At 38.2% G+C, this 19,018-nt stretch carries 19 protein-coding genes and 1 pseudogene; 8 read left to right on the top strand and 12 right to left on the bottom strand.

The annotated features are described in order from the left end of the window. Positions 1-82 precede the first annotated feature (82 nt). Genes AR335_RS19675 through AR335_RS19695 form a run of 5 tightly spaced genes read right to left on the bottom strand, consistent with a single transcriptional unit; the run spans position 83 to position 7,100 of the window. The gene (locus AR335_RS19675; RefSeq protein ID WP_062239020.1) at positions 83-1,972 is read right to left on the bottom strand and encodes a radical SAM protein; all 1,890 of its coding nucleotides are present in this window, start codon (positions 1,970-1,972) and stop codon (positions 83-85) included. Beyond that, positions 1,969-3,285 (bottom strand): hypothetical protein, encoded by a 1,317-nt coding sequence (locus AR335_RS19680; RefSeq protein WP_062239022.1) that lies wholly within the window; start codon positions 3,283-3,285, stop codon positions 1,969-1,971. The genes AR335_RS19675 and AR335_RS19680 overlap by 4 nt, the downstream gene beginning before the upstream one ends. A gap of 14 nt (positions 3,286-3,299) precedes the next feature. Further along, positions 3,300-5,264, bottom strand: coding sequence for an ATP-binding protein (locus AR335_RS19685; RefSeq protein WP_062239024.1), 1,965 nt, complete (start codon positions 5,262-5,264; stop codon positions 3,300-3,302). After that, positions 5,242-6,123, bottom strand: a complete 882-nt coding sequence (locus AR335_RS19690; protein ID WP_062239026.1) for a hypothetical protein — start codon at positions 6,121-6,123, stop codon at positions 5,242-5,244. Before AR335_RS19690 ends, AR335_RS19685 begins: the two co-directional genes overlap by 23 nt. A 5-nt stretch (positions 6,124-6,128) precedes the next feature. Continuing rightward, entirely contained in the window at positions 6,129-7,100 is a 972-nt protein-coding gene (locus AR335_RS19695) for a DGQHR domain-containing protein (protein WP_062239028.1), read from the bottom strand. Between the two features lie 175 nt (positions 7,101-7,275). Between AR335_RS19695 and AR335_RS23325 the strand changes: the two are divergent. Continuing rightward, positions 7,276-7,847: pseudogene (locus AR335_RS23325) on the top strand (SDR family NAD(P)-dependent oxidoreductase); the annotation flags it as partial. 10 nt (positions 7,848-7,857) lie between these two features. Then, positions 7,858-8,226: a MerR family transcriptional regulator gene (locus tag AR335_RS19700; protein WP_062239030.1), complete on the top strand. Its 369-nt coding sequence runs from the start codon at positions 7,858-7,860 to the stop codon at positions 8,224-8,226. A 104-nt stretch (positions 8,227-8,330) separates the two neighbouring features. Here AR335_RS19700 and AR335_RS19705 read toward each other — a convergent pair whose 3' ends face one another. Continuing rightward, the gene (locus AR335_RS19705; protein WP_062239031.1) at positions 8,331-9,539 is read right to left on the bottom strand and encodes an MFS transporter; all 1,209 of its coding nucleotides are present in this window, start codon (positions 9,537-9,539) and stop codon (positions 8,331-8,333) included. A 176-nt stretch (positions 9,540-9,715) separates the two neighbouring features. On the opposite strand from AR335_RS19705, the gene AR335_RS19710 reads away from it, so the two are divergent. Next, positions 9,716-10,588: a LysR family transcriptional regulator gene (locus AR335_RS19710; RefSeq protein ID WP_062239034.1), complete on the top strand. Its 873-nt coding sequence runs from the start codon at positions 9,716-9,718 to the stop codon at positions 10,586-10,588. Positions 10,589-10,694: 106 nt separating this feature from the next. Here the strand turns inward: AR335_RS19710 and AR335_RS19715 are convergent, their stop codons facing one another. Then, positions 10,695-11,156, bottom strand: coding sequence for a hypothetical protein (locus AR335_RS19715; RefSeq protein WP_062239037.1), 462 nt, complete (start codon positions 11,154-11,156; stop codon positions 10,695-10,697). A 22-nt stretch (positions 11,157-11,178) separates the two neighbouring features. Beyond that, a complete protein-coding gene (locus AR335_RS19720; protein ID WP_062239039.1) occupies positions 11,179-11,658 on the bottom strand; it encodes a GyrI-like domain-containing protein in 480 nt (159 codons plus the stop codon). Positions 11,659-11,764: 106 nt separating this feature from the next. Between AR335_RS19720 and AR335_RS19725 the strand changes: the two genes are divergently transcribed. The 4 genes from AR335_RS19725 to AR335_RS24495 all read left to right on the top strand — a co-directional run bounded on the left by AR335_RS19725 (position 11,765) and on the right by AR335_RS24495 (position 14,086). Continuing rightward, positions 11,765-12,718, top strand: coding sequence for a helix-turn-helix transcriptional regulator (locus AR335_RS19725; protein WP_062239042.1), 954 nt, complete (start codon positions 11,765-11,767; stop codon positions 12,716-12,718). Between the two features lie 107 nt (positions 12,719-12,825). Further along, the gene (locus AR335_RS19730) at positions 12,826-13,233 is read left to right on the top strand and encodes a VOC family protein (protein WP_062239045.1); all 408 of its coding nucleotides are present in this window, start codon (positions 12,826-12,828) and stop codon (positions 13,231-13,233) included. A gap of 169 nt (positions 13,234-13,402) precedes the next feature. Then, on the top strand, positions 13,403-13,840 hold the full coding sequence (locus tag AR335_RS19735; RefSeq protein ID WP_062239047.1) for a VOC family protein: 438 nt from the start codon (positions 13,403-13,405) through the stop codon (positions 13,838-13,840). Positions 13,841-13,939: 99 nt separating this feature from the next. Further along, entirely contained in the window at positions 13,940-14,086 is a 147-nt protein-coding gene (locus AR335_RS24495; protein ID WP_156419105.1) for a hypothetical protein, read from the top strand. Between the two features lie 135 nt (positions 14,087-14,221). Here the strand turns inward: AR335_RS24495 and AR335_RS19740 are convergent, their stop codons facing one another. The 3 genes from AR335_RS19740 to AR335_RS19750 all read right to left on the bottom strand — a co-directional run bounded on the left by AR335_RS19740 (position 14,222) and on the right by AR335_RS19750 (position 16,872). Then, positions 14,222-15,190: a tRNA dihydrouridine synthase gene (locus AR335_RS19740; RefSeq protein ID WP_062239307.1), complete on the bottom strand. Its 969-nt coding sequence runs from the start codon at positions 15,188-15,190 to the stop codon at positions 14,222-14,224. Positions 15,191-15,458: 268 nt separating this feature from the next. Continuing rightward, positions 15,459-16,076, bottom strand: coding sequence for an RraA family protein (locus AR335_RS19745; protein WP_062239049.1), 618 nt, complete (start codon positions 16,074-16,076; stop codon positions 15,459-15,461). A 133-nt stretch (positions 16,077-16,209) separates the two neighbouring features. Then, positions 16,210-16,872: a Type 1 glutamine amidotransferase-like domain-containing protein gene (locus AR335_RS19750; RefSeq protein ID WP_062239052.1), complete on the bottom strand. Its 663-nt coding sequence runs from the start codon at positions 16,870-16,872 to the stop codon at positions 16,210-16,212. Positions 16,873-17,149: 277 nt separating this feature from the next. Here AR335_RS19750 and AR335_RS19755 point away from each other — a divergent pair, with 277 nt between their 5' ends. After that, a complete protein-coding gene (locus AR335_RS19755; protein WP_062239055.1) occupies positions 17,150-17,644 on the top strand; it encodes a DinB family protein in 495 nt (164 codons plus the stop codon). A gap of 204 nt (positions 17,645-17,848) precedes the next feature. On the opposite strand, the gene AR335_RS19760 is transcribed toward AR335_RS19755, so the two are convergent. Next, positions 17,849-18,907 (bottom strand): serine hydrolase domain-containing protein, encoded by a 1,059-nt coding sequence (locus AR335_RS19760; protein ID WP_062239057.1) that lies wholly within the window; start codon positions 18,905-18,907, stop codon positions 17,849-17,851. Positions 18,908-19,018 lie beyond the last annotated feature (111 nt).

Genomic DNA, 19,018 nt, shown 5'->3' on the forward strand with positions numbered 1-19,018 from the left:
TTTGCTTTTTCTTCGAACTCATTTAGCTAAAAAAAAAGCTCTTCCATAAAGGAAGAGAGCTTTAATATTTATTATTTAATATTTATAATATTGATTGATAGTTTCCATAAACTTTACGGAAAGTATTTGCAACTTTTGTTTCGCCATAAATATTAACTGAACCACCTAATACCTTTGTATTTATACGTTGCATAAAACTTTCAAGTCTAGTATAGTCTTCTATTTTTAAATCTCGATCAGGATCTTTATCTTTAAGTTGTTTTTTTAAATAGTTAAAGAAGGGTAGAAGTTTACCATTTAAATGCTGCAGATCAAAATCATTTTCACTAATATAATCCTGATACATATCAAAAACCTGTGTTGATGGAACTGGCGTAAATAACATTGGTATTACGGATCCAACTCTTTCAGATGCATATAACGCAGTATCATATACTTCTTCTATATCTTCTCCAGGTAAACCAAACATAACAAATGCATTTATATTTTGCCTTCTTGGATCATAACCTACTTCGGTAAGTGCTTGAAGAAGCGCTTCAAACCTCTTCAGATTACTATTCCAAGATCTATTCCATCGAGCATTAGTTTCTTTTTTTATGGTCTCTAAGGGAAGGTAAATTCTTTCAAAGCCAGCTTGATGCATTAAATAAACCACTTCTGGAACGCCTACTAAATATAATCCAAGACTACATTCAGCTTCATTTTCGAAATCTAGTTCATGTCTACCATTATCTTTATAAACTTTTCTAAGAATTACTTCATCAGTATCTGCAATTAAAAGTTTTACTAAATCTCCATCTTGTTTAATAACTTCTACTGCACCTTGTGTTAAGTCTTCATCTACAGAAAAGTTCAGTACCTTTTTATCTTCACTTTTTATACTTTTTTCGCCTTGTTCTAATTTTAATTTATATTCACTTTCTACTGTAAACGTAGCTATAATTCTGTCTTCTTCTCTAAGTTTCAATAAGTACCTTTTTCTATCACTCATTGCAACACCTATTTCTATTCCTTCAGGTGCAAACAATTTAATACCATGCAGTGATTTATCTGCCATAACTGCTTTTATAATATTTTTAAATTCTTGCATTTTCATCAAAAGATTATCTTCATAGAAGCAAAAGACCCTAGTACCTTGTCGGAATAACTCTCTTATTTCTTCCATAACATCCTCTAACGTTCTATTGCTTACTTTAGTTCCGTCATTGAGAATATTTGATGCGCAATATGCACAAATATGTGGGCATCCTCTTGAAGTAGTTAAAATAGTGTACGGCGGCTTTTCACTATCTGGATATAAATCTAATGCTAAACTCTTATTGGATGCATGTTTTATTTCATTGTATACAATTAGATGATTTGACATCTGTTCTTCGTTATTTAAATCTAATTGATCACCTTTAATTACTAAAGGGGTAATTCCAAGTTTAGTTTGGGGATGATTGTATTTATGTGTCAATGTAGGGTATATACCACCTACTCTAACTTTTGCATCAGGAAAAATACTTAAAGCAGCTTGAATAACATCATGAGTACTTTCCCACCAATATGTCATTATAGATGTAACCCATATTTCTATTTCTTGATATTCTTTAATTTTTACATCTTGCTTTAGCTCATCTAAACGCTGTTCCAGTACAAATCTTGGCATTCCAAAAATATATTTCCATTTTTCATTACTGTTGAGCTTATACCCATTAGGTTCATTTCGTTCAATATTAGTCCCTAGAACCACAACTGACTTCTTTTCTTTCCTCACTGCATCATAACTTTCAAAATCTACAGTTTTACCAATAACTCCACTATCTTCCCCGTAAGGGTTTAAACAATCAAATAATTTTAAGTCATAGCCTTCTTCACGAAGCCATGTGGCAACTTTTAGCAAACCATGTGGCATACTCCATCTAGCCCAATACTGAGTATCATATACTGGCGGATTGATAAGAATTGCTAATTTATTTCTTTTATTCATAGGATCCCAACTTTCTTGCTTAAGCTTTTTCTTAAAGAAATACTTGTGTGTGAATCATCAAAAAAATTAAAAGCACTTCCGTTCCTTTTTTCATTTAAGAAAGCTGCATGTTGGTAAAAATCTTTGTAATCTGTTCTACTTATCCCGTTAATTTCAGCAAAAGGAAACAAGTGTGGTGATATTTTATCTAAACCTAAGTCATTAATAGCTTTTTTATATTCAACCGTTCCTGGCACTGGTGTATATGGTTTCGGTATTAATGAACCACATGTTTCTAATATATTAAAACTATGTCTAAACATAGACTCAAGTTCATCGTCAGGGGTTCCTATCATTAAGAATCCTGCTAAATTACCTGATGCTATCTTTTTAATTGGGTTAAATTTTACTAGGTCATAATAAGCTTTTTTATAACTATCAAGATTTAACTCATTATTAGTAGCGTCATATTCCAAAAAAAACGACCTAAACCCATTTCTTATCATTTTTTGATATATATCTCCCTTTGCCTTAGAGGGATCAATACCACATAATCCATGGATATTAATATTTATATTGTTATATTCAATATAATCTAGTAATTCATTCAAAATAAATGAATCTTCATTAAAAATATCATGTTCAAAAATAACTATATTCTTAATTTTACTTTCTAATAAGCTATTAATCTGTTTTTGAATGTTATTTATAGTATTGGTTTGAGTATATTTAATTCCTCCAAAACTAAGTTCTTTGTTATCATTTAAAAGTTTTGTAGTTTCTTGAGAATATATACTAAAATCTTGAATTGTATCTGTGAAATCGAAGAAATCATTAACAATTATATCTGCACCTATTTTTTTTGCTTCTTCTGTTTCTATTGTCGGAAATGCTCCAATAAGACTAATTTTTATTTCTGGAAAATAAGTTCTAAACAAAGGTATTATTCTTATAATTGGTTCGTACCAATAGGATGTTAAAGAAGTAATCACAATATGGTTTGGCTTCCACACCGAAGACATTTTATCGAGATTTTTTGTAATTTTATCTAATGGTGTTCCATATAATCGAGTCTTATAGTTAATACCATTTATATGTTTTAAATTATAATCTTTATTTGGGACTCGACCGTTTTCATCTGGTAACATAAAGTCCAATAATTCAACTTTGCAACCTAATACTTCTTTTAGTTTATTACTTAAAAGAAGTAGGTCACTTGGCTGATTCCATTTTAACCATGCATACCTTACTTCTGATACTGGTGGATTTACCAACAGTATCTCATCACCTGCACTAATAGATTGTAGCCATTGACTAGGTGAAAGAATTTCCAATATTTTCACCCTTTCTATACTTTCTTAGTGACTAATTTAATATAAGTAATCAAATTTTCTTGTGGTAAATCTGAAGCTACTGTAGCTAGACAATGTTTTATATAAGTGTTATCTCCCATACTTGATCTTAAGGGATGTTCCCAATTCACATATATTTTTTTAGCTTTTGAATTTACTTCGCAGAATAAATTAGAGTTTTTTGCCTTTTTATAATTAATTTCAAAATTTATGCCCCTAATATTTATGTTTCTTTTCCAAATATCTGCATTCTTATTTAAGAGTATACGTTTGTTACCATTGTCAATTTTGTAATCATCCTTAATATCTTCCACAACATTTACCTCATATGAAGCGAGCTTTCCCTCCGCTTTATACTGTATAGCTGGTGATAGAGTCATTTCATACGATTTTTTCTCTTTAAAGAACCTGGCTTCAATGTCTGGGTTATTAATAGCCATTTCACCAATAATCATTGCTGCTTCTCTAATAGCTGCTCTTTGACCTTCATATTTTTTCTTGAAATTGTTGATACTAGCATTAATTTCACTTCTTAATATAATTGAATCGATTACATCTTTTAACGGTCCTCTTAGCCTATCGACTTCTTCACCAATAAGATATTCTTTAAGATAATTATAAATTTTACTTTCTTTATAAAAACCTTCTCTACCCGGGTTTATATCTTCAATTGCATTTGTACCTTTTAAGATGTTAATCTCACCAGAAATTTGACTAAGAGCCACTTTAGAAGAACCTGTTAATTTTTTATCCAAGTCAAAAAATGTAGGTTCACCAATAGCTACTCCCTTTACTCTTATAAGAATGCCACGTGATTCTGCAGGGAATATTGTTGAAGATTGACCTATTAAAAACCCCTTTATTTCATATAAGTCTTCAGTAAGGTCAATCTTTTTAATTATATCCTTATCAAATTCCATTGATAGCTTTTCAGAAGGTTGTATAATTTGTCTCTCGAGTGGGGCGGAAAATGTAATGTCACCTAGATTATAAAAAACATTCAAAACATATCCTTTATCTACTCCATCAATTTCTTCTTTAATAAATTCTGATAATTCTGACGGTATATTTTTATGAACATTGGAATTGATAGGTATTATCCTACTTAAACTCCATAAAAACTGGTCAATACCGCTATAACTTTCTATATTACGAGCCCCTTTTTTCCCCCTTTTTTGTAACTCGTTTTGAACAAAATCTTTGATATTAGTTAGTCGAATTTTCGTATAAGACATTGATTTTTCGTTTGCATTTACTTCTTTAAAGGATACCTCACAAAAGTTCTCAATATCTTCCAAGCTTTTAGCTGAATCTAGAGAAAATAATCTATCGAAATTAATAGTAGCTTTAAGTTCAACACTTGAAGAATCAAAGTTATACCATATTTTTAAACGTGTTAATGGTTGTTTAATTTTTACAACTAAACCATTAATTTCTGTTTCAACAGTATTATCATACTCATCTGTTACCTTATCAATTGTTAAATATTTTAAAACTGATAAGTCACCAAGATGTTCTAATAAATAATCAGAACTTTGTATTACTGTTTGATTTATTGAATCTATTTGAAAATAGGAGTTTATTCTACCGGACCTTTTTGTAACAACTTCAAGACTCTGGCAATATCTTGCTGGAGCAAGAAAACCAATCCCTTTTCCACCAATTCTAGGTCTACCCAACTTTGTAAAATCACTTTTAGTAGAACTTTTCCCTATCCTAATGTATTCTTTTATAAATTCAAGCGGATTCATTCCATGTCCATCATCTTCTATTGATAAATGCTTAAAGTTATCTGCGAAATTTAAATAAACATTCTTAGCATCTGCGTCATATGAATTAGAAATAATTTCCTTTATAGCCTTAACAAATGGTTGATACACGCCTGACAATTCTCTTAAAACAGAAGGGCTAATTCCACCAAACCGTGTCCCCAGGTTTTTACTTTTTTCCTTTACTTTCATTTGTATCCTCCAAATCAAATACTAAAAGTGAGCCTGCATTGTAATTTTTTATTCCGTAAATTAATATATACTTTTCATTAATTGACCCTAAACATAAATCATACGCTTTGTTTGGATTTGTTAATATCCTGGTTAAGCTATCTTTTAGAGAATATATAACTAAATTATTCTCATTATTAACCCAAACAATTTTATCTTTATTTATCAGCGCATCCATTAAATTGGTATTTTGTAATAAATTATTACTTCTTATCGAAAAATCACCATCTATGGTGTTTGATACCTTTTTCAAATTTTCAAGACGCAAACTTTTCATTATATTTATTTGATTATCTGTAAGATAAATAGACTGATTTTGATCAAAAAAGTATAGAGTGTTTCCTATGGATCCTTTAAACCAATTTTTCTTAAAAGGTGATAGATTTATTTCAGAACCATATAATTTTACGTCTGTTGTAATTTTACCGGTTTCAAGGTTTATGAAATCTTTTCCGACCTTGAAATATCCCTCTTGATTTATATAAGGAATCTTATATTTTTCATATAAAAAGTTACCTTTAGTTCTCCATTGAAGTTCTTTATTTAAAAAATTATATGCAACCAAGTTTGTTAAATTAATATGCGACCTAGCATCTTGTAGCCTACCAATTATTATTGAATCCTTATAAAAACCCAATATAACATTTGCTGACGTAGGTATATCAAAGGAATACCTTTTATCAGCTAAACTTTGAATTAAGAGTTTCCGGTGTCCAGAATTTTTAATAAGTAAAAATAGATATTCGCCTCGAAGTGCTGCCCACCTAGAGATATCCCAATAACTAGGGAAGCTCCCTTTCCAAACTACTTTCAAACTCACTTGTATCAGTCCTTAAATATCATAGAATCAAGTTCATTTTTGATTAAATCTGCACCATGTCTGCCAGAATAACCTTTAAAATCACCGTTACTCATCCAATTTACTTTAGATATTTTCACCAAATACATTTTAAGTTTTTCTTTATCTAACCCTTCTTTCTTTTCGTTAAAACAATTAGGAATCAAAAACCCTCCTAATTTACTTAATGCTAAAGTTCCTATGGATTTAGTTAATAGAGAGTTTTTCTTACCTACCCACGCATCTGGCCATATTTCTGATACTACACCCCAAAAATCTATTGCAATTCTATACTTTTGATGGAATCCTAAAACTTTAACTTCACCCGCTTGTAATAATTCAATAAGAGAACTCCTTAAAGATTGCAACGAAACAGGTCTCTTTGTCCCTCTCGCACCCACAAGGTTTACATTTTGAAACCAAGGACTGTTTTTATCTGATTCAAGTTTAATTGCTATTTGAGAATACTCATCATTTTTTCTCCCTAAAAAATGCACATGACTCATAGAAACCTTTTTTTGTTCCCTATTAATTGTAATAAATAGCTCCTGTTCTAGGTCGTCTGCAATATTATCAAAAAGCATAAAAGGTATTTTTATATCTTCTTTATAAAATTCTATTATTCCAAGACTTCTATGTTGACCATCTACAATTGATAAACATTCATTTGTAGGGAATTTTACAAATCCATAATCCTTAGAAATCTCTTCAAAATCAACCGGATTTTTTGCATTTAGTAATATCGGTGTCGAAAAAGCAGAACTACTATTTTTTAAATATTTTGCAAAAGACTCTGCTCGTCTAAGGTCAGGAGGTCTTTGATAACCCAGTCTATCATTTTGAGGAGGATAATGGTCTGAATATAATAAGACACTTGCTTCTTCCTTCGTCATATACCCTATGTAAGTAGTTGTATTTTTTTGTACAGTTTTGATAACTCGCAATGAAATACTTTTCATATTCCCCTCCTAAAGCTTCTTCCCTTAATAGTATATCAAACTTATGTAACAGTGACATTGGTATTTGTGATTTTTTCTCCATTTCTTACCTATTTTTAATAATTACGATTAGCACAAAACTGCCAATTTAGTTGAATACAATTGAAATTCTGGAAAAACCCTTGACCTAAACTAAGTCTCGAATGTTTCGTTGGTTCAAGTGGATATTTCGGACGTACAATCTGTTCAGCAGGCAAAGAATACTATCCTTAAGGTAACGGTCCGCTTGGATCTGCTGATCAATAACGCGGGAATTGCTCCAACTTTAATATCCTGCCAAGCGAGCTTAGTGTAGAAAAGCTGCGTTCAGCGTTTGATGTGAACTTCTTTGGTACCTTTCACATGATTCAAACCTTTTTGCCGCTGGTTAAAAAAGCACAGCGCGGGAAGATTGTGAACGTGGCGACCGATATGGCCTCACAGACGAGGTTTGCTAATGGCGAAGCGGACAACTTAAATCTATTGGCTTACAATTCATCCAAGACTGCATCAACTCGTTAACACTGACTTTTAGTAAAGAGTTTGGTGCAAATGCCCCTGAGATTTTCGGCGTAACTAACCCCTGGCTTCACAACGACTGATCTGAACGGAAATGCACCGGGCGGGAAAACAACGGCAGAAGGTGCGAAGATTATTTTGAACCATGCTTTAAGCGAAGTGTATAATCATGGTAAGATACTGGATAAAAACGGAGTTGTTCCTTGGTAGGTGAAGAGTGATGCATTATAGTATTGGACAGGTGGCAGCGATGAACGAGCTGTCCATCTCCCAGCTGCGGTATTATGACAAACAGGGTCTGCTTCCTTTTCTCAAAAGAACGAAAAAGGGAGACCGGGTGTTTGAAGAGGATACTCTCAAATTACTGGAGATGATTCTGTGCTTGAAGGAAACTGGAATGCCCATCAAGGAAATCAAGCAATTCGTGGACTGGTGCATGGATGAAAACGATACAATTCCTCAACGGCTGGACATGATGAAGCAGCAAGAAATCCTAGTGCTGCAGCAAATCCAGCATACGAAAGAGAATCTAACGAAAATCCAGCAGAAGATCACAAGGCTTGAACGTGAGCAGACAGAGAATCAATAGAGTAACTTAAAAAGGACAAACCCATTTCTTTGGAGTGTTTCAGTTGATGAAAAAGCAGTGAGATCTTATGTGAGAATCCCACTGCTTTTCTATAAGCTTTTTTATCAAGCTGCTTCTGTAACTCCCTTTCCATTCTGTGCAATTTTTGAAATAAGCGCCCAAAGCATAACACCCATGATGAGAAAGCCCGCCGTCATACTGATGACGCCTCCCCATCCGAAATCGGACCAGAAGAACCCTGCGAGTGTTCCCCCTACACTTGAGCCGGTATAGTAAAGAAATAAATAGAGTGAAGAGGCTTGTGCTTTGTCATGTGTCGCGCGCTGACCGACCCAGCTGCTTGCGATGGAATGGCTGCCAAAGAAGCCATAGGTAAACAATCCGAGCCCCAGCATTTTAATGAATAAATCAGTGTCCAACGTCAAACCAACCCCGATTAAAGCAAGCAATAAGTTAATGAATAGTATTCTTTTCTTCCCGTGGCGGTCTACCCATTTCCCGGTCCAGACCGAGCTGAACATTCCAATAATCATGATTAGAAAGATCCAGCCGACAATGGTTTGGCTAAGCGTATAAGGCTTTCCGAGCAGCACATAAGCGATGTAGTTAAATAACGCGACGTTGCTCCCCAAAAGTAAAAACCCCATAAAAAATAAGCAAACGAGACCGGGATCTTTCAGATGGTCAACAAGTGATTTTCCTAATTTCCCAATCTGTAATGGACGTGCTTTGAAATGCTGTGAAGACGGTAGGCTCTTCCAAAAAATGAGGGTAGCCACTAAACTTATGACCCCGATTCCACCTATCGCTGCATGCCAGCTAACGAGGTCGCTCAACAACCCTGAGAATACCCTTCCAAATACCGCTCCGATTGAATTTCCGCATATATATAGCCCCATCGCTGTTCCGAGACTTTTGGGTTCGATTTCCTCCCCAAGAAACGCCATGGCAATGGAAGGCAGCCCGGCAAGTGATATTCCTTCCAGCGTTCGTAAAATCAGCAGAACGTGAAAATTAGGGCTGAACGCTGTAAAAATACAAATCACGGAAGCTGCAAGCATGGAAATGACCATGATTGGTTTTCGCCCCCAAACTTCGGACAATGAACCAAAAATCAGCATGCTGACAGCAAGTACGATCGTGGTGACAGAAAGAGACAGGCTCGCTGTTGTGGGAGTAATGCCGAACTCCTTTGTGAACTCGGGCATTAACGGCTGAACACAGTAAAGAATCGCAAACGTATTAAAACCAGCGGCAAAAAACGCCATGCTTGTTTTTCGAAAAAGCGGTGTTCCCTGTTGAATGTAGCTCATACGGCTATCATCTCATTGGTTTGACATTCATCTTGTTGCATCTCTATCGTCCCTTTAAATTTTTATTTTCCATATTTCTATAGTATCATCGTCTTCTTATGATGTATAATTCATTATAATCATATTTTTAATGCATTTATGTAATATATAATCTGAAAGAAACGTGGTGTTATCGATTGGAATGGCAGCAGTTTGAATACTTTAGGACACTGGCACGCATGCAGCATGTCACACGTGCGGCAGAGGCTCTGTCCATTACCCAGCCCGCCCTCAGCCGTTCGATTACCAGGTTTGAGGAGGAAATCGGGGTACCGTTGTTTGAACGTAAGGGGCGATCGATCCGACTGAATAAATATGGACAGCTCTTTTTACAGCGCGTGGACAACATCATGAAAGAATTTGAAGAAGGAAAACAGGAAATTCAGGACTTGCTTGATCCGGAGCAGGGGGAAGTGTCAATCGGATTTTTACACACCCTGAGTACTGGCCGTATTCCCGATCTGCTCTCTTCTTTTCGCCAATCCTATCCCAAGATTAATTTCCGCCTGGGCCAAGGGCCTTCCCATCAGCTGATTTCCCAGCTGATGGCGGGGGAATTTGACCTCTGCCTCATAGCGCCGATGGAGAGCAAATCCCCCATTGTCTGGAGCCCGCTATGGAACGAGGAGCTATATGTCATTGTCCCGAAAGACCATAAATACGCAGATAAGATGAGCATTACTCTGGAAGAAATCGCGGATGAATCTTTTATCCATTTAAAAGAAGGATTCTCTCTTCGCATCACCGTCGAACAATTGTTTCAGGAAGCGGGTCTCACACCTAATATCACCTTTGAAGGAGAAGAAGCAGATACCGTGGCAGCGCTTGTTGCCGCAGGCCTCGGCATTTCCATACTCCCGAATTTAAAAGGGACAGACCAAAGCAAAATCGAAAAAATCCCCATTAAAAATCCGCATTGCCAACGGACGATCGGGATTGCTTGGGTAGATGGAAGATATGTCTCACCCGCCACACAGAAATTTAAGAAGTTTGTGTTGGAACATTCATAAGCATTAAAAAAGCAACAGAGCACAAAGTGTCTGTTGCCTTCATTTATTCTTCATCGGTTTCCGCCTAATTTAAGGGGTAAGGCCATGCTTGAGTACTGCGCTTACTTTAATATTCTCCCTTAATTACAAAGTACGAGCCCCGAATGGTTCCAGCGAGTTTGGACTTCTGTCTTGCAAATTTAAACTTCCCTTCCAGCTCCTTTGGGATCTCCATCCCATCTGAAAGCTTGAAACCTACTGCCCGCTTTTTGGGGTTATCCACCGTATACATGACGTTGACCGCAAGACCATCCTCATAGAAGACGTAGGCAAATTTGATATTTTCCACTTGAAATCTTGATGTTTCCAGCGGTTTGGCTGCAAACTCAATATCACGTTCTTTTAAAATCTCGTTCACATAATCAAGTGTTTCCTGGCTTTCGCTCGCTGGTACAACCGAAAATTCGTGCTTGTATTTGTTCATAAAGTAACGGGCTTCATTCGCACGCAACCCGGCAAGGGCTTCTGCTGCAGGTGAAGACTCCAATCCCGCTTGGGACACATTTTTAAAATCAACGATAGTGGACATTTCCATCTCTCCTTTTTATTTCTTATTTCCTGACAATCGGAATCCACATTTCACCATAAATCTTGCCATCCTGTTGCCCCAGCTCAACCGAGGCATTCGGTCCGCCCACATAAGCCACATTCGATGCTTCTGGCAGTACCTGGCCAAAGGCAATGCCAGCAAGCTTGTTGTTCAAATCATCAGCCGACTTCCCTTCGCCCTTCACCACGACGTATTCTCCTTTAGGAAACTGTATCACTCTTGCTTCCTCCGGTGCCGATGCCTCTGTCATGACGCCCGCATAATGCATCATTTTGTTGTTCACCGCTTCGTTCACCGCAAAAACGTAGTCATTGGATGCCATTTCTTTTAACGTTTCAAGCCTTCCATCCTGGCTGACCGCCTCCCAAAAATCTGCCTTTTCCTTGTGAATGCCTGCATAATCTGTGTAATCGCTCTTAAGCTCTGTTCCAAGACCGATAACGGTAAAGCCTTCTTTTTCTTCCAGCGTATAATTCGCCATTTTCGAAACCTCTTTTCTACATTTTTTGAAGTGTTTGTATTCTTCGCTTGATAGGTATATCATATCCTTAAATCATGTCAAAAAATGATACTGTTTAGGAGCCTTCATGAAAAAAGTTGAACGGATCAATATCATCATGCGGTATATCAACAACCGTGCCCGCTTTACCATTTCTGAAATCATGCAGGAGTTTAACATTTCCCGTTCAACTGCCATTAGAGATATCAGAGAAGTTGAAGCCATGGGGATGCCGCTTGTAGCTGAGGTTGGAAGGGATGGGGGTTATTTTGTCATGCACAACTCTGTCCTGCCCGAAGTTCGCTTTACCAATCATGAGGTGAAAGCTCTTTTTATTGCCTTTATGGCCACTCGAAACCAACAGCTTCCGTACCTGAAGAGCCGTCAGTCACTGGCTGAAAAATTACTGGGCCTTATCTCCGAAAACCAGCAGGATGAGCTTGTTCTTTTGAATCAGATCCTGCTTTTTGAAGGAACCAATCCCCATAATCCCGACCTGCTTGATCTGTCAGACCTCCCCCACCCCATGCTTGAAACGCTCATCCAAACCCTTCTTGTGGATAGCTATCTGCTGATTACGGTCAAGGAAGAATCATATCCTATCTATCTCCTCCACCTGTATCGTGAAAAAAGCGCCTGGCTGATCGAAGGCTTTGACTTACAGGAAGAAAAAAAGAAAATCATCCCTGTCGACCATCTCACCGATGTTAAACCTTACCCGCCGAAAAAAAGAGTCAGCAAGAAAAAGATCCTGGAAAAACTGAGCAAGCAGGAAGAAGCGATCAACCTTGTCCTGGAGCTCGGCCCAAAAGCCATCGCCCAGTTCAAAAAATACCACCCTTTAAAAGTTTCAATTTCGTATACGAATCCCTATCAAACTACAGCTCTCCTCAAGACCTTTATCCATGTGGATCAGCCGGAAGAACTTAGTGAAATTACTAACTGGGTGCTATTTTTGGGAGAAGATATTACGGTCAGGGAAATGCCGGAAGAGGTTTTGAAAGGACTACAAGGGAGGTTATGGGGGTTAACTAATGATTAACATCAGCAGACAGGCGTTTTGGGGTATTAGCCTTTCAGCAGCCAAAATAAAGGTTTTTTCCACCTCATGTTGAATTCCCAGATAAAACGAAAAGGATGATAATTTCCATGAATCCAAAAAAACAAATACATAGTTCATTAAAGGTTTTGCTTGTATCAAATTTAGAAAGATCAAAAGAGTATTATCAAAATGTCTTAGGTTGTGAAGTTACAGAATGGTGGGTAATAAGAGATGGGTTTTCTGGTTTAGGAATAAAGCTGCTGCAAGCAAATTCTCCTGGAGATGTTCAGCCCAACAAACCTGCTAAAGGCACTAATACCGCCTTCGATGTATATTGTTATGTTGAAGATTGGTCATCACTTGATGAACTTTATAAAGAATTCAGGGAAAATGGGGCAATGATTACAATTGAACCCTGGATTGATCATAGCGCTGGCCCTTGGAAGGAATTCGCAATTAAAGACATTGATAACTATTGTATAGGTTTTGGAGGAACAAATAAAAAGTTACCTTAATTACGTTGTAGATGACAGAGGGCATGGTCATCCATATTCCTTTCCAAGGTAAAACTCTTCCTCCGCCGATGAAGGAAACCATAGGAGAAATAAAGAGGAAAACAATTCAGCCATCGAGAAGTTCCTTTAGAAACATAACGGATTAAACTTCGGAACATGGGAGGTAGACATGAAGATTCGCAGAATTGATCATGTGGGTATCATTGTAGAGGACCTTGCTGCAGCGAAAGCGTTTTTTGTTGAACTTGGGCTTAACGTGCTGGGTGAAGCAGAAGTGGAAGGCAAGTGGGTGGAACAGATCATTGGGCTTACTGATGTTAGAGAGACGGTTGCCATGCTGGGAACATCGGATGGCGAGGCAACGCTGGAGCTGGTCAAATTCCATACTCCGTTAGATGAAAAAGGAATTCAGCCCTCTTATGCAAACACCTTGGGGATCCAGCATATTGCATTTGCGGTTGAAGATATTGAAGCCATTGTCGCCAAATTGAAAAAGAAAGGCGCAGAACTCTTTGGTGAGATTCAAAACTACGAAAACACTTATAAATTATGCTACATCCGCGGACCAGAAGGAATAATCATAGAGCTGGCTGAGAAAATCAATTAATATGAAAAAGGGACTGTCCAATAAGTCTGGTAGCTGTTGATCTCCGCTCCAGGCTGCTCGCTTTTACCGGCGTAAACGCCTACTTTCGCAGGGCGTGCGGTGAGCCTTACCGGCGTGAACGCCTACTTTTTGGCGCAAGCGCCTGCTGGAGTCTCACCTGTCATGCTAGTCCCGCAGGAGTCTCGCACCTTGCACTCCAATCAACTTTTCATTGAAGATTTTTCAAGCCAAAAAGGGGCTGCCTGAAGGTCAATTTTCGACTTTCTGGACAGCCCCTTGGTTCAAAGTCATCTGCGACACATGAGATGTTGGTGATTTCACAAAAAAACTAACGGAACCAGTATCACCTGATTCCGTTAGCAATATTTCATGGGAATACTTCTACAGTTCGATCTTTGATTCATAGTCATCGAGCAATGTACGCACTTCATCTGTGGACTTTGTGCTCATTAATTGATTTCTCAATTCGCCTGCCCCTCGGAATCCTTTGACGTAGATTTTAAAGAAGCGATGCAGAGCGGTGAACGGGCGCAGCTCCAAGTGTGAGTATTTATCATAAAGGTCAAGATGCAGTCGTAAGAGACCAAGCAATTCCTTACTGCTGTGATCTTTCGGCTCCTTTTCAAAGGCAAATGGATTATGGAAGATGCCGCGTCCGATCATCACCCCATCGACACCATATTGTTCTGCGAGCTTCAAGCCCGTTTGACGGTCAGGAATATCCCCATTGATCGTTAGAAGGGTATCGGGTGCCACTTCGTCACGAAGCTTCTTAATCTCCGGTATCAGCTCCCAATGAGCATCTACTTTGCTCATTTCTTTTCTTGTTCGCAAATGAATGGATAGATTGACAATATCTTGTTTCAAGATGTGTGTCAGCCACTCTTTCCATTCGTCTACTTCCGTGAAACCTAGCCTTGTCTTTACACTTACGGGCAATCCTCCTGCTTTGGCTGCTTGAATTAACTCTGCCGCAACTTCCGGACGAAGGATAAGGCCGCTTCCCTTCCCATTCTGTGTCACATTCGGTACAGGACAGCCCATATTGATATCGATCCCCTGAAAGCCCATTTCCGCCATACCGATACTCATTTTACGGAAGTTTTCAGGATTATCTCCCCATATATGAGCGACCAGTGGCTGTTCGTCTTCAGTAAACGTCAAACGCCCTTTAACACTTCGAATTCCTTCAGGATGACAATAACTATCACTGTTTGTGAACTCTGTAAAAAACACATCGGGCCTCGCTGCTTCACTTACGACATGACGGAAAACAACATCCGTCACTTCTTCCATTGGTGCCAATATAAAAAATGGCCGTGGTAAATCACGCCAAAAATTGTCTTTCATGTTGTAATCCATATCCTCTCATGATGGGATACTTAATGAACCCCTTATCCCAAAATTAAAAAGCATGATGTCCCTGCTTCCTTTACATTTATACCATGCTTAAACACTTATTATCAAACGGATATGTCTCCTCTATCAACCATTATTCCACTTTTCGAGTTAAAATAAAGTTTTTCCCAAAAAAGACCTCAACTTTTTAACGAGGTCGGAATCGGTCCTAGATACAATGAAGGCCACTCTCGATTCTCGGAGTGGCCTTCTTACCTGCTTAATTTGATATCATTTGATCAATATACTTCTTAATCGCCTCTACATTCCCCGACACTTCTTTTTCTCTATTCTCATCTTTTTTTATTTTTGCCAGTGCTTTTTCGAGAATTTCTTGTTCTAAAGCCTGGGGGATGACGACAACTCCATTTGCATCCCCAACGATGATATCACCAGGATTCACAGCTGTTCCGCCACAGGAAATCGAAATATTGATCTCCCCAGCCCCAACTTTTGCGCTCGATGCAACGGCTGCGCCTCTTGCGAACACAGGGAAATTCAGCTTCTTGATGTCAATAATATCCCGGATGACACCGTCGACCACGAAAGCATGCGCGCCGAGAGTTTGCGCCATTCCAATAATGAAATCGCCGGCAATAGCCCTATATTCGTCTCCTTTTGTATCGATGACGAGTACCTGACCAGGTTTAGTTTCACGGATTGCTTTGAGAAGTACCAGATTATCCCCGACAGGAATCTTCACGGTCAGTGCTCTTCCCGCCATCCTATAGCCTTCTTCAAGGGGCTTAATCGCTGGATCCATATTGTTGAGACCATTCATACAATCTGAAATACAGGTGGTAGGAATATTCATAAATGCCTTCATGATCGGTTCCATAACCTTCTCCTTCTTCTGACCTATTTCCTTCATTATATGGTTTTATCAAATATGTTTAAATATTGAAAAAATTATAGATAGTTATAAGAGAAGTTTATGGACCACACTAAGTGATATATCAAACAGAGTATGATCATGGCGTAAACAGTTTCCACTGCCCTTCGGATACCACTTCGACCGCTCCATCGATCACTTTGATGGCGGTCTGATCATCCATGGCATACGCCGGCCCTTGAATCCCGGCTGCCCATTTCTCTGCGTTAGCCATCGTGTTATATGGCAGCATCTCGTGCTCCAGATGCGGGAACATCGCAAAATCCACCAGATTCAGCCCTTCATCGCCTCCGCTGGGTGGAGTCCAGCCAACGAAGAATTCTCCGATGTTTGGTGCCATCACCATGCTACCTGCACTCAATCCGACATAGACTGAATTCAACGACGGCAAGAGGTCTGCCAGTCCGGACTGCTTCATCCAGTAACTCAAATACAATGGGTCACCGCCATCCACCAACAAAACGTCAATCTCCTTCACCATCGGAACCCAATGCTCTTTACCGAGGCTCGGCAGCGCCGAGAGTTCTAGCACCCCAAGCGACTTCCAGCCCACTTCACACATCGGTGCTCCAGATTTTCCATTCAAGAACTTCCATGCGTTCCATGCACCACTGGGTATGGCGTACACCGCCGTAGGTATACAGAGAGCGGTGGACTCTTCAATCGGCTTGCCCAGCATGTCAACCAGCGCGTCACGAATGCTTTTGTTACTGATGCCTCCAGATGTAAGCAGAAGTTTCATTACCTTCAACTCCTCGTCTTTTTGAGTATCTGACGTTTGCTTCTTCTGACTGCTTAAAATGTGTATGCGGACTCTAACACGGACAGCTTTGCCTGATACAAGAATCAAACCGGCCCGAAATGGCTGTTGTTATCTTAATGTTTATATGAGGGTGCAGCCTGAGTCAAGAGAAAATTAAGCAGGTATTGAAATGGTTCATCTTGAAATGTAAGTTAGCCAGAACACATGCCGCAAATGTATTTTGTTTTGACCAAGACTAAATTGGAGGGAATAGCAAATGGAAGCAAAGACGCTTTTATTAGAGCAATGGGCAAGCTGCTTGGATCAAGAAGAATGGTTTCCGCCGCTTGAAAAAGTGCTGGAGGATATCACTTTTGAACAGGCACTTTGGAAACCAGCGGATGAGGATATGAACTCCATTTGGGAACTGGTTTGCCACTTGCTTTTCTATGAAAAAAGATATCTGTTGCGATTTCTCGGGGAAACAGAGAATGAACCGCAGGCAGAAAATAATAAAGCTACATTCCGACTACCGGCTGAGACGATGGAAAATTGGGAGAAAACCAAAGAAGAATACTTTTATGTTCATCGTGAACTTGAAAAAACACTGGCAAAATCAGAACATGCAGATATGTATAGGCAGGTCCCGGGAGAAGATCATCCATTAGTGCTTGAAATGAAGAGTTTAGCCATGCACGGCGCATATCATATCGGTCAAGTTGTGCTCCTCAGTAAATTGCAAGGCGCTTGGGGAGGAAAACGCAGCTTCTAAATAAGCTATATCAGTAAAGAATTATCCTCAACGCTTGGATCAGAAGCAGGGAGCTGTCAAAGAAGTACCTTTGAAGCTCTTGAAAGTGTTGCTTTGTGTGCCGGGCTAAAACCAAACCCTGTTGTCAGGGTTTTTAATTTTGGCTCCTTTAATTATAAGGCTCTTTTTATAAAGATTTTTTCTTTCAACTCTGCTCCAACGTGACTAAACACTAACAAGATTTAACAAAGGTTTTAGGGCATAATAAATTTCACCAATTATACCTTTTAATTGATGGACTCCCAAATCTGTATTAGTCATTATGATTAAACCGTTTCCTAAATGAGGATAGGCTGCCATCATACATTGAAATCCTAATCCCCATCCCAGTGATGAAATTTCAATTTCTTCTTCTGAACCATCCAAAAACACCCCAAGTCCAGTCCAGCTTTTACACCCCTGTGAGCTGATCATGTCTTTTACTTTATTTGCAGAAATTCCAATCCTGCTTTTATTATGGAGTGCATTCATTAATTCAAGAAGTAATTGAGATAAGTCTGAAGTAGTTGTCCATAGTCCTGAGGCTGCGGGATAAGGATATATTGGATACTTCCCATCTACTAATTCACTTTCTTTGTTATGACCAGAAGAAAAATCCGCATCTATCTCTTCAGACATATTTTGTATAAATGTGCTATTTGTCATTTTTAGTGGTTGAAATATTAGTTCTTTAACAACTTTTTTAAAAGGTTTCCCAGTCACATCTTCAATGAGCTGCTGTATAATACAAAATCCTGCATCTGAATATTGAAAGTCGCTCCCTGGTTTATACTTAATTTCAATAGGTGCTTTACAATATGGTGTAGTTCCTTCTAATATTTCTGCTATTGAAGGGATCCCTGTATTAGGGGTTAGTTCCATAAAACTTTCTTCAGGATCCATAACTCCAGATTGATGGCTCAGCAAGTGCCGTAATGTTATTCCTTTTTTGTCGGCCAAATTATTATAGGGGACTTTCCACGATTTTAATCTTTTGTTAACATCCTCATCCAAATCGAGAATACCTTCTTCTGTTAACTTCAAAACGAGTAATGCTGTTAAAAACTTACTGATTGAACAAGCATTAAAAATAGAATTATTGTTCACTTTTTTGTTGGTTCCCACTTCTAGCAAACCGTAATTTTCAATTCGGCTAATTTGACCACTATTGATTAAAGAAACGCTTAGACCAATAACATTATGATGCTTCATGCAATCTTTAATATTTATATGTGATTGAAGCATAAACCCTCCCGCTTTTTATAACATCAATACCACAACTTAAATGTCACTTTTCTTAATCTTTCATAAGTACCACTGGTAGAGAATATGCAGTTATTAATAACCATTTTGCTT

Origin of the sequence: Fictibacillus sp. FJAT-27399 (genome assembly GCF_001510655.1) — a bacterium.
Lineage (GTDB): Bacteria > Bacillota > Bacilli > Bacillales > Fictibacillaceae > Fictibacillus_C > Fictibacillus_C marinisediminis.

Excerpts from the sequence above, each read along its gene's own strand:
- AR335_RS19675 (WP_062239020.1), bottom strand. The coding sequence starts at position 1,972 with ATGAATAAAAGAAATAAATTAGCAATTCTTATCAATCCGCCAGTATAT.
- AR335_RS19685 (WP_062239024.1), bottom strand. The coding sequence starts at position 5,264 with ATGAAAGTAAAGGAAAAAAGTAAAAACCTGGGGACACGGTTTGGTGGA.
- AR335_RS19695 (WP_062239028.1), bottom strand. The coding sequence starts at position 7,100 with ATGAAAAGTATTTCATTGCGAGTTATCAAAACTGTACAAAAAAATACA.
- AR335_RS19700 (WP_062239030.1), top strand. The coding sequence starts at position 7,858 with ATGCATTATAGTATTGGACAGGTGGCAGCGATGAACGAGCTGTCCATC.
- AR335_RS19705 (WP_062239031.1), bottom strand. The coding sequence starts at position 9,539 with ATGAGCTACATTCAACAGGGAACACCGCTTTTTCGAAAAACAAGCATG.
- AR335_RS19715 (WP_062239037.1), bottom strand. The coding sequence starts at position 11,156 with ATGTCCACTATCGTTGATTTTAAAAATGTGTCCCAAGCGGGATTGGAG.
- AR335_RS19720 (WP_062239039.1), bottom strand. The coding sequence starts at position 11,658 with ATGGCGAATTATACGCTGGAAGAAAAAGAAGGCTTTACCGTTATCGGT.
- AR335_RS19725 (WP_062239042.1), top strand. The coding sequence starts at position 11,765 with ATGAAAAAAGTTGAACGGATCAATATCATCATGCGGTATATCAACAAC.
- AR335_RS19730 (WP_062239045.1), top strand. The coding sequence starts at position 12,826 with ATGAATCCAAAAAAACAAATACATAGTTCATTAAAGGTTTTGCTTGTA.
- AR335_RS19735 (WP_062239047.1), top strand. The coding sequence starts at position 13,403 with ATGAAGATTCGCAGAATTGATCATGTGGGTATCATTGTAGAGGACCTT.
- AR335_RS19740 (WP_062239307.1), bottom strand. The coding sequence starts at position 15,190 with ATGAAAGACAATTTTTGGCGTGATTTACCACGGCCATTTTTTATATTG.
- AR335_RS19745 (WP_062239049.1), bottom strand. The coding sequence starts at position 16,076 with ATGGAACCGATCATGAAGGCATTTATGAATATTCCTACCACCTGTATT.
- AR335_RS19750 (WP_062239052.1), bottom strand. The coding sequence starts at position 16,872 with ATGAAACTTCTGCTTACATCTGGAGGCATCAGTAACAAAAGCATTCGT.
- AR335_RS19755 (WP_062239055.1), top strand. The coding sequence starts at position 17,150 with ATGGAAGCAAAGACGCTTTTATTAGAGCAATGGGCAAGCTGCTTGGAT.
- AR335_RS19760 (WP_062239057.1), bottom strand. The coding sequence starts at position 18,907 with ATGCTTCAATCACATATAAATATTAAAGATTGCATGAAGCATCATAAT.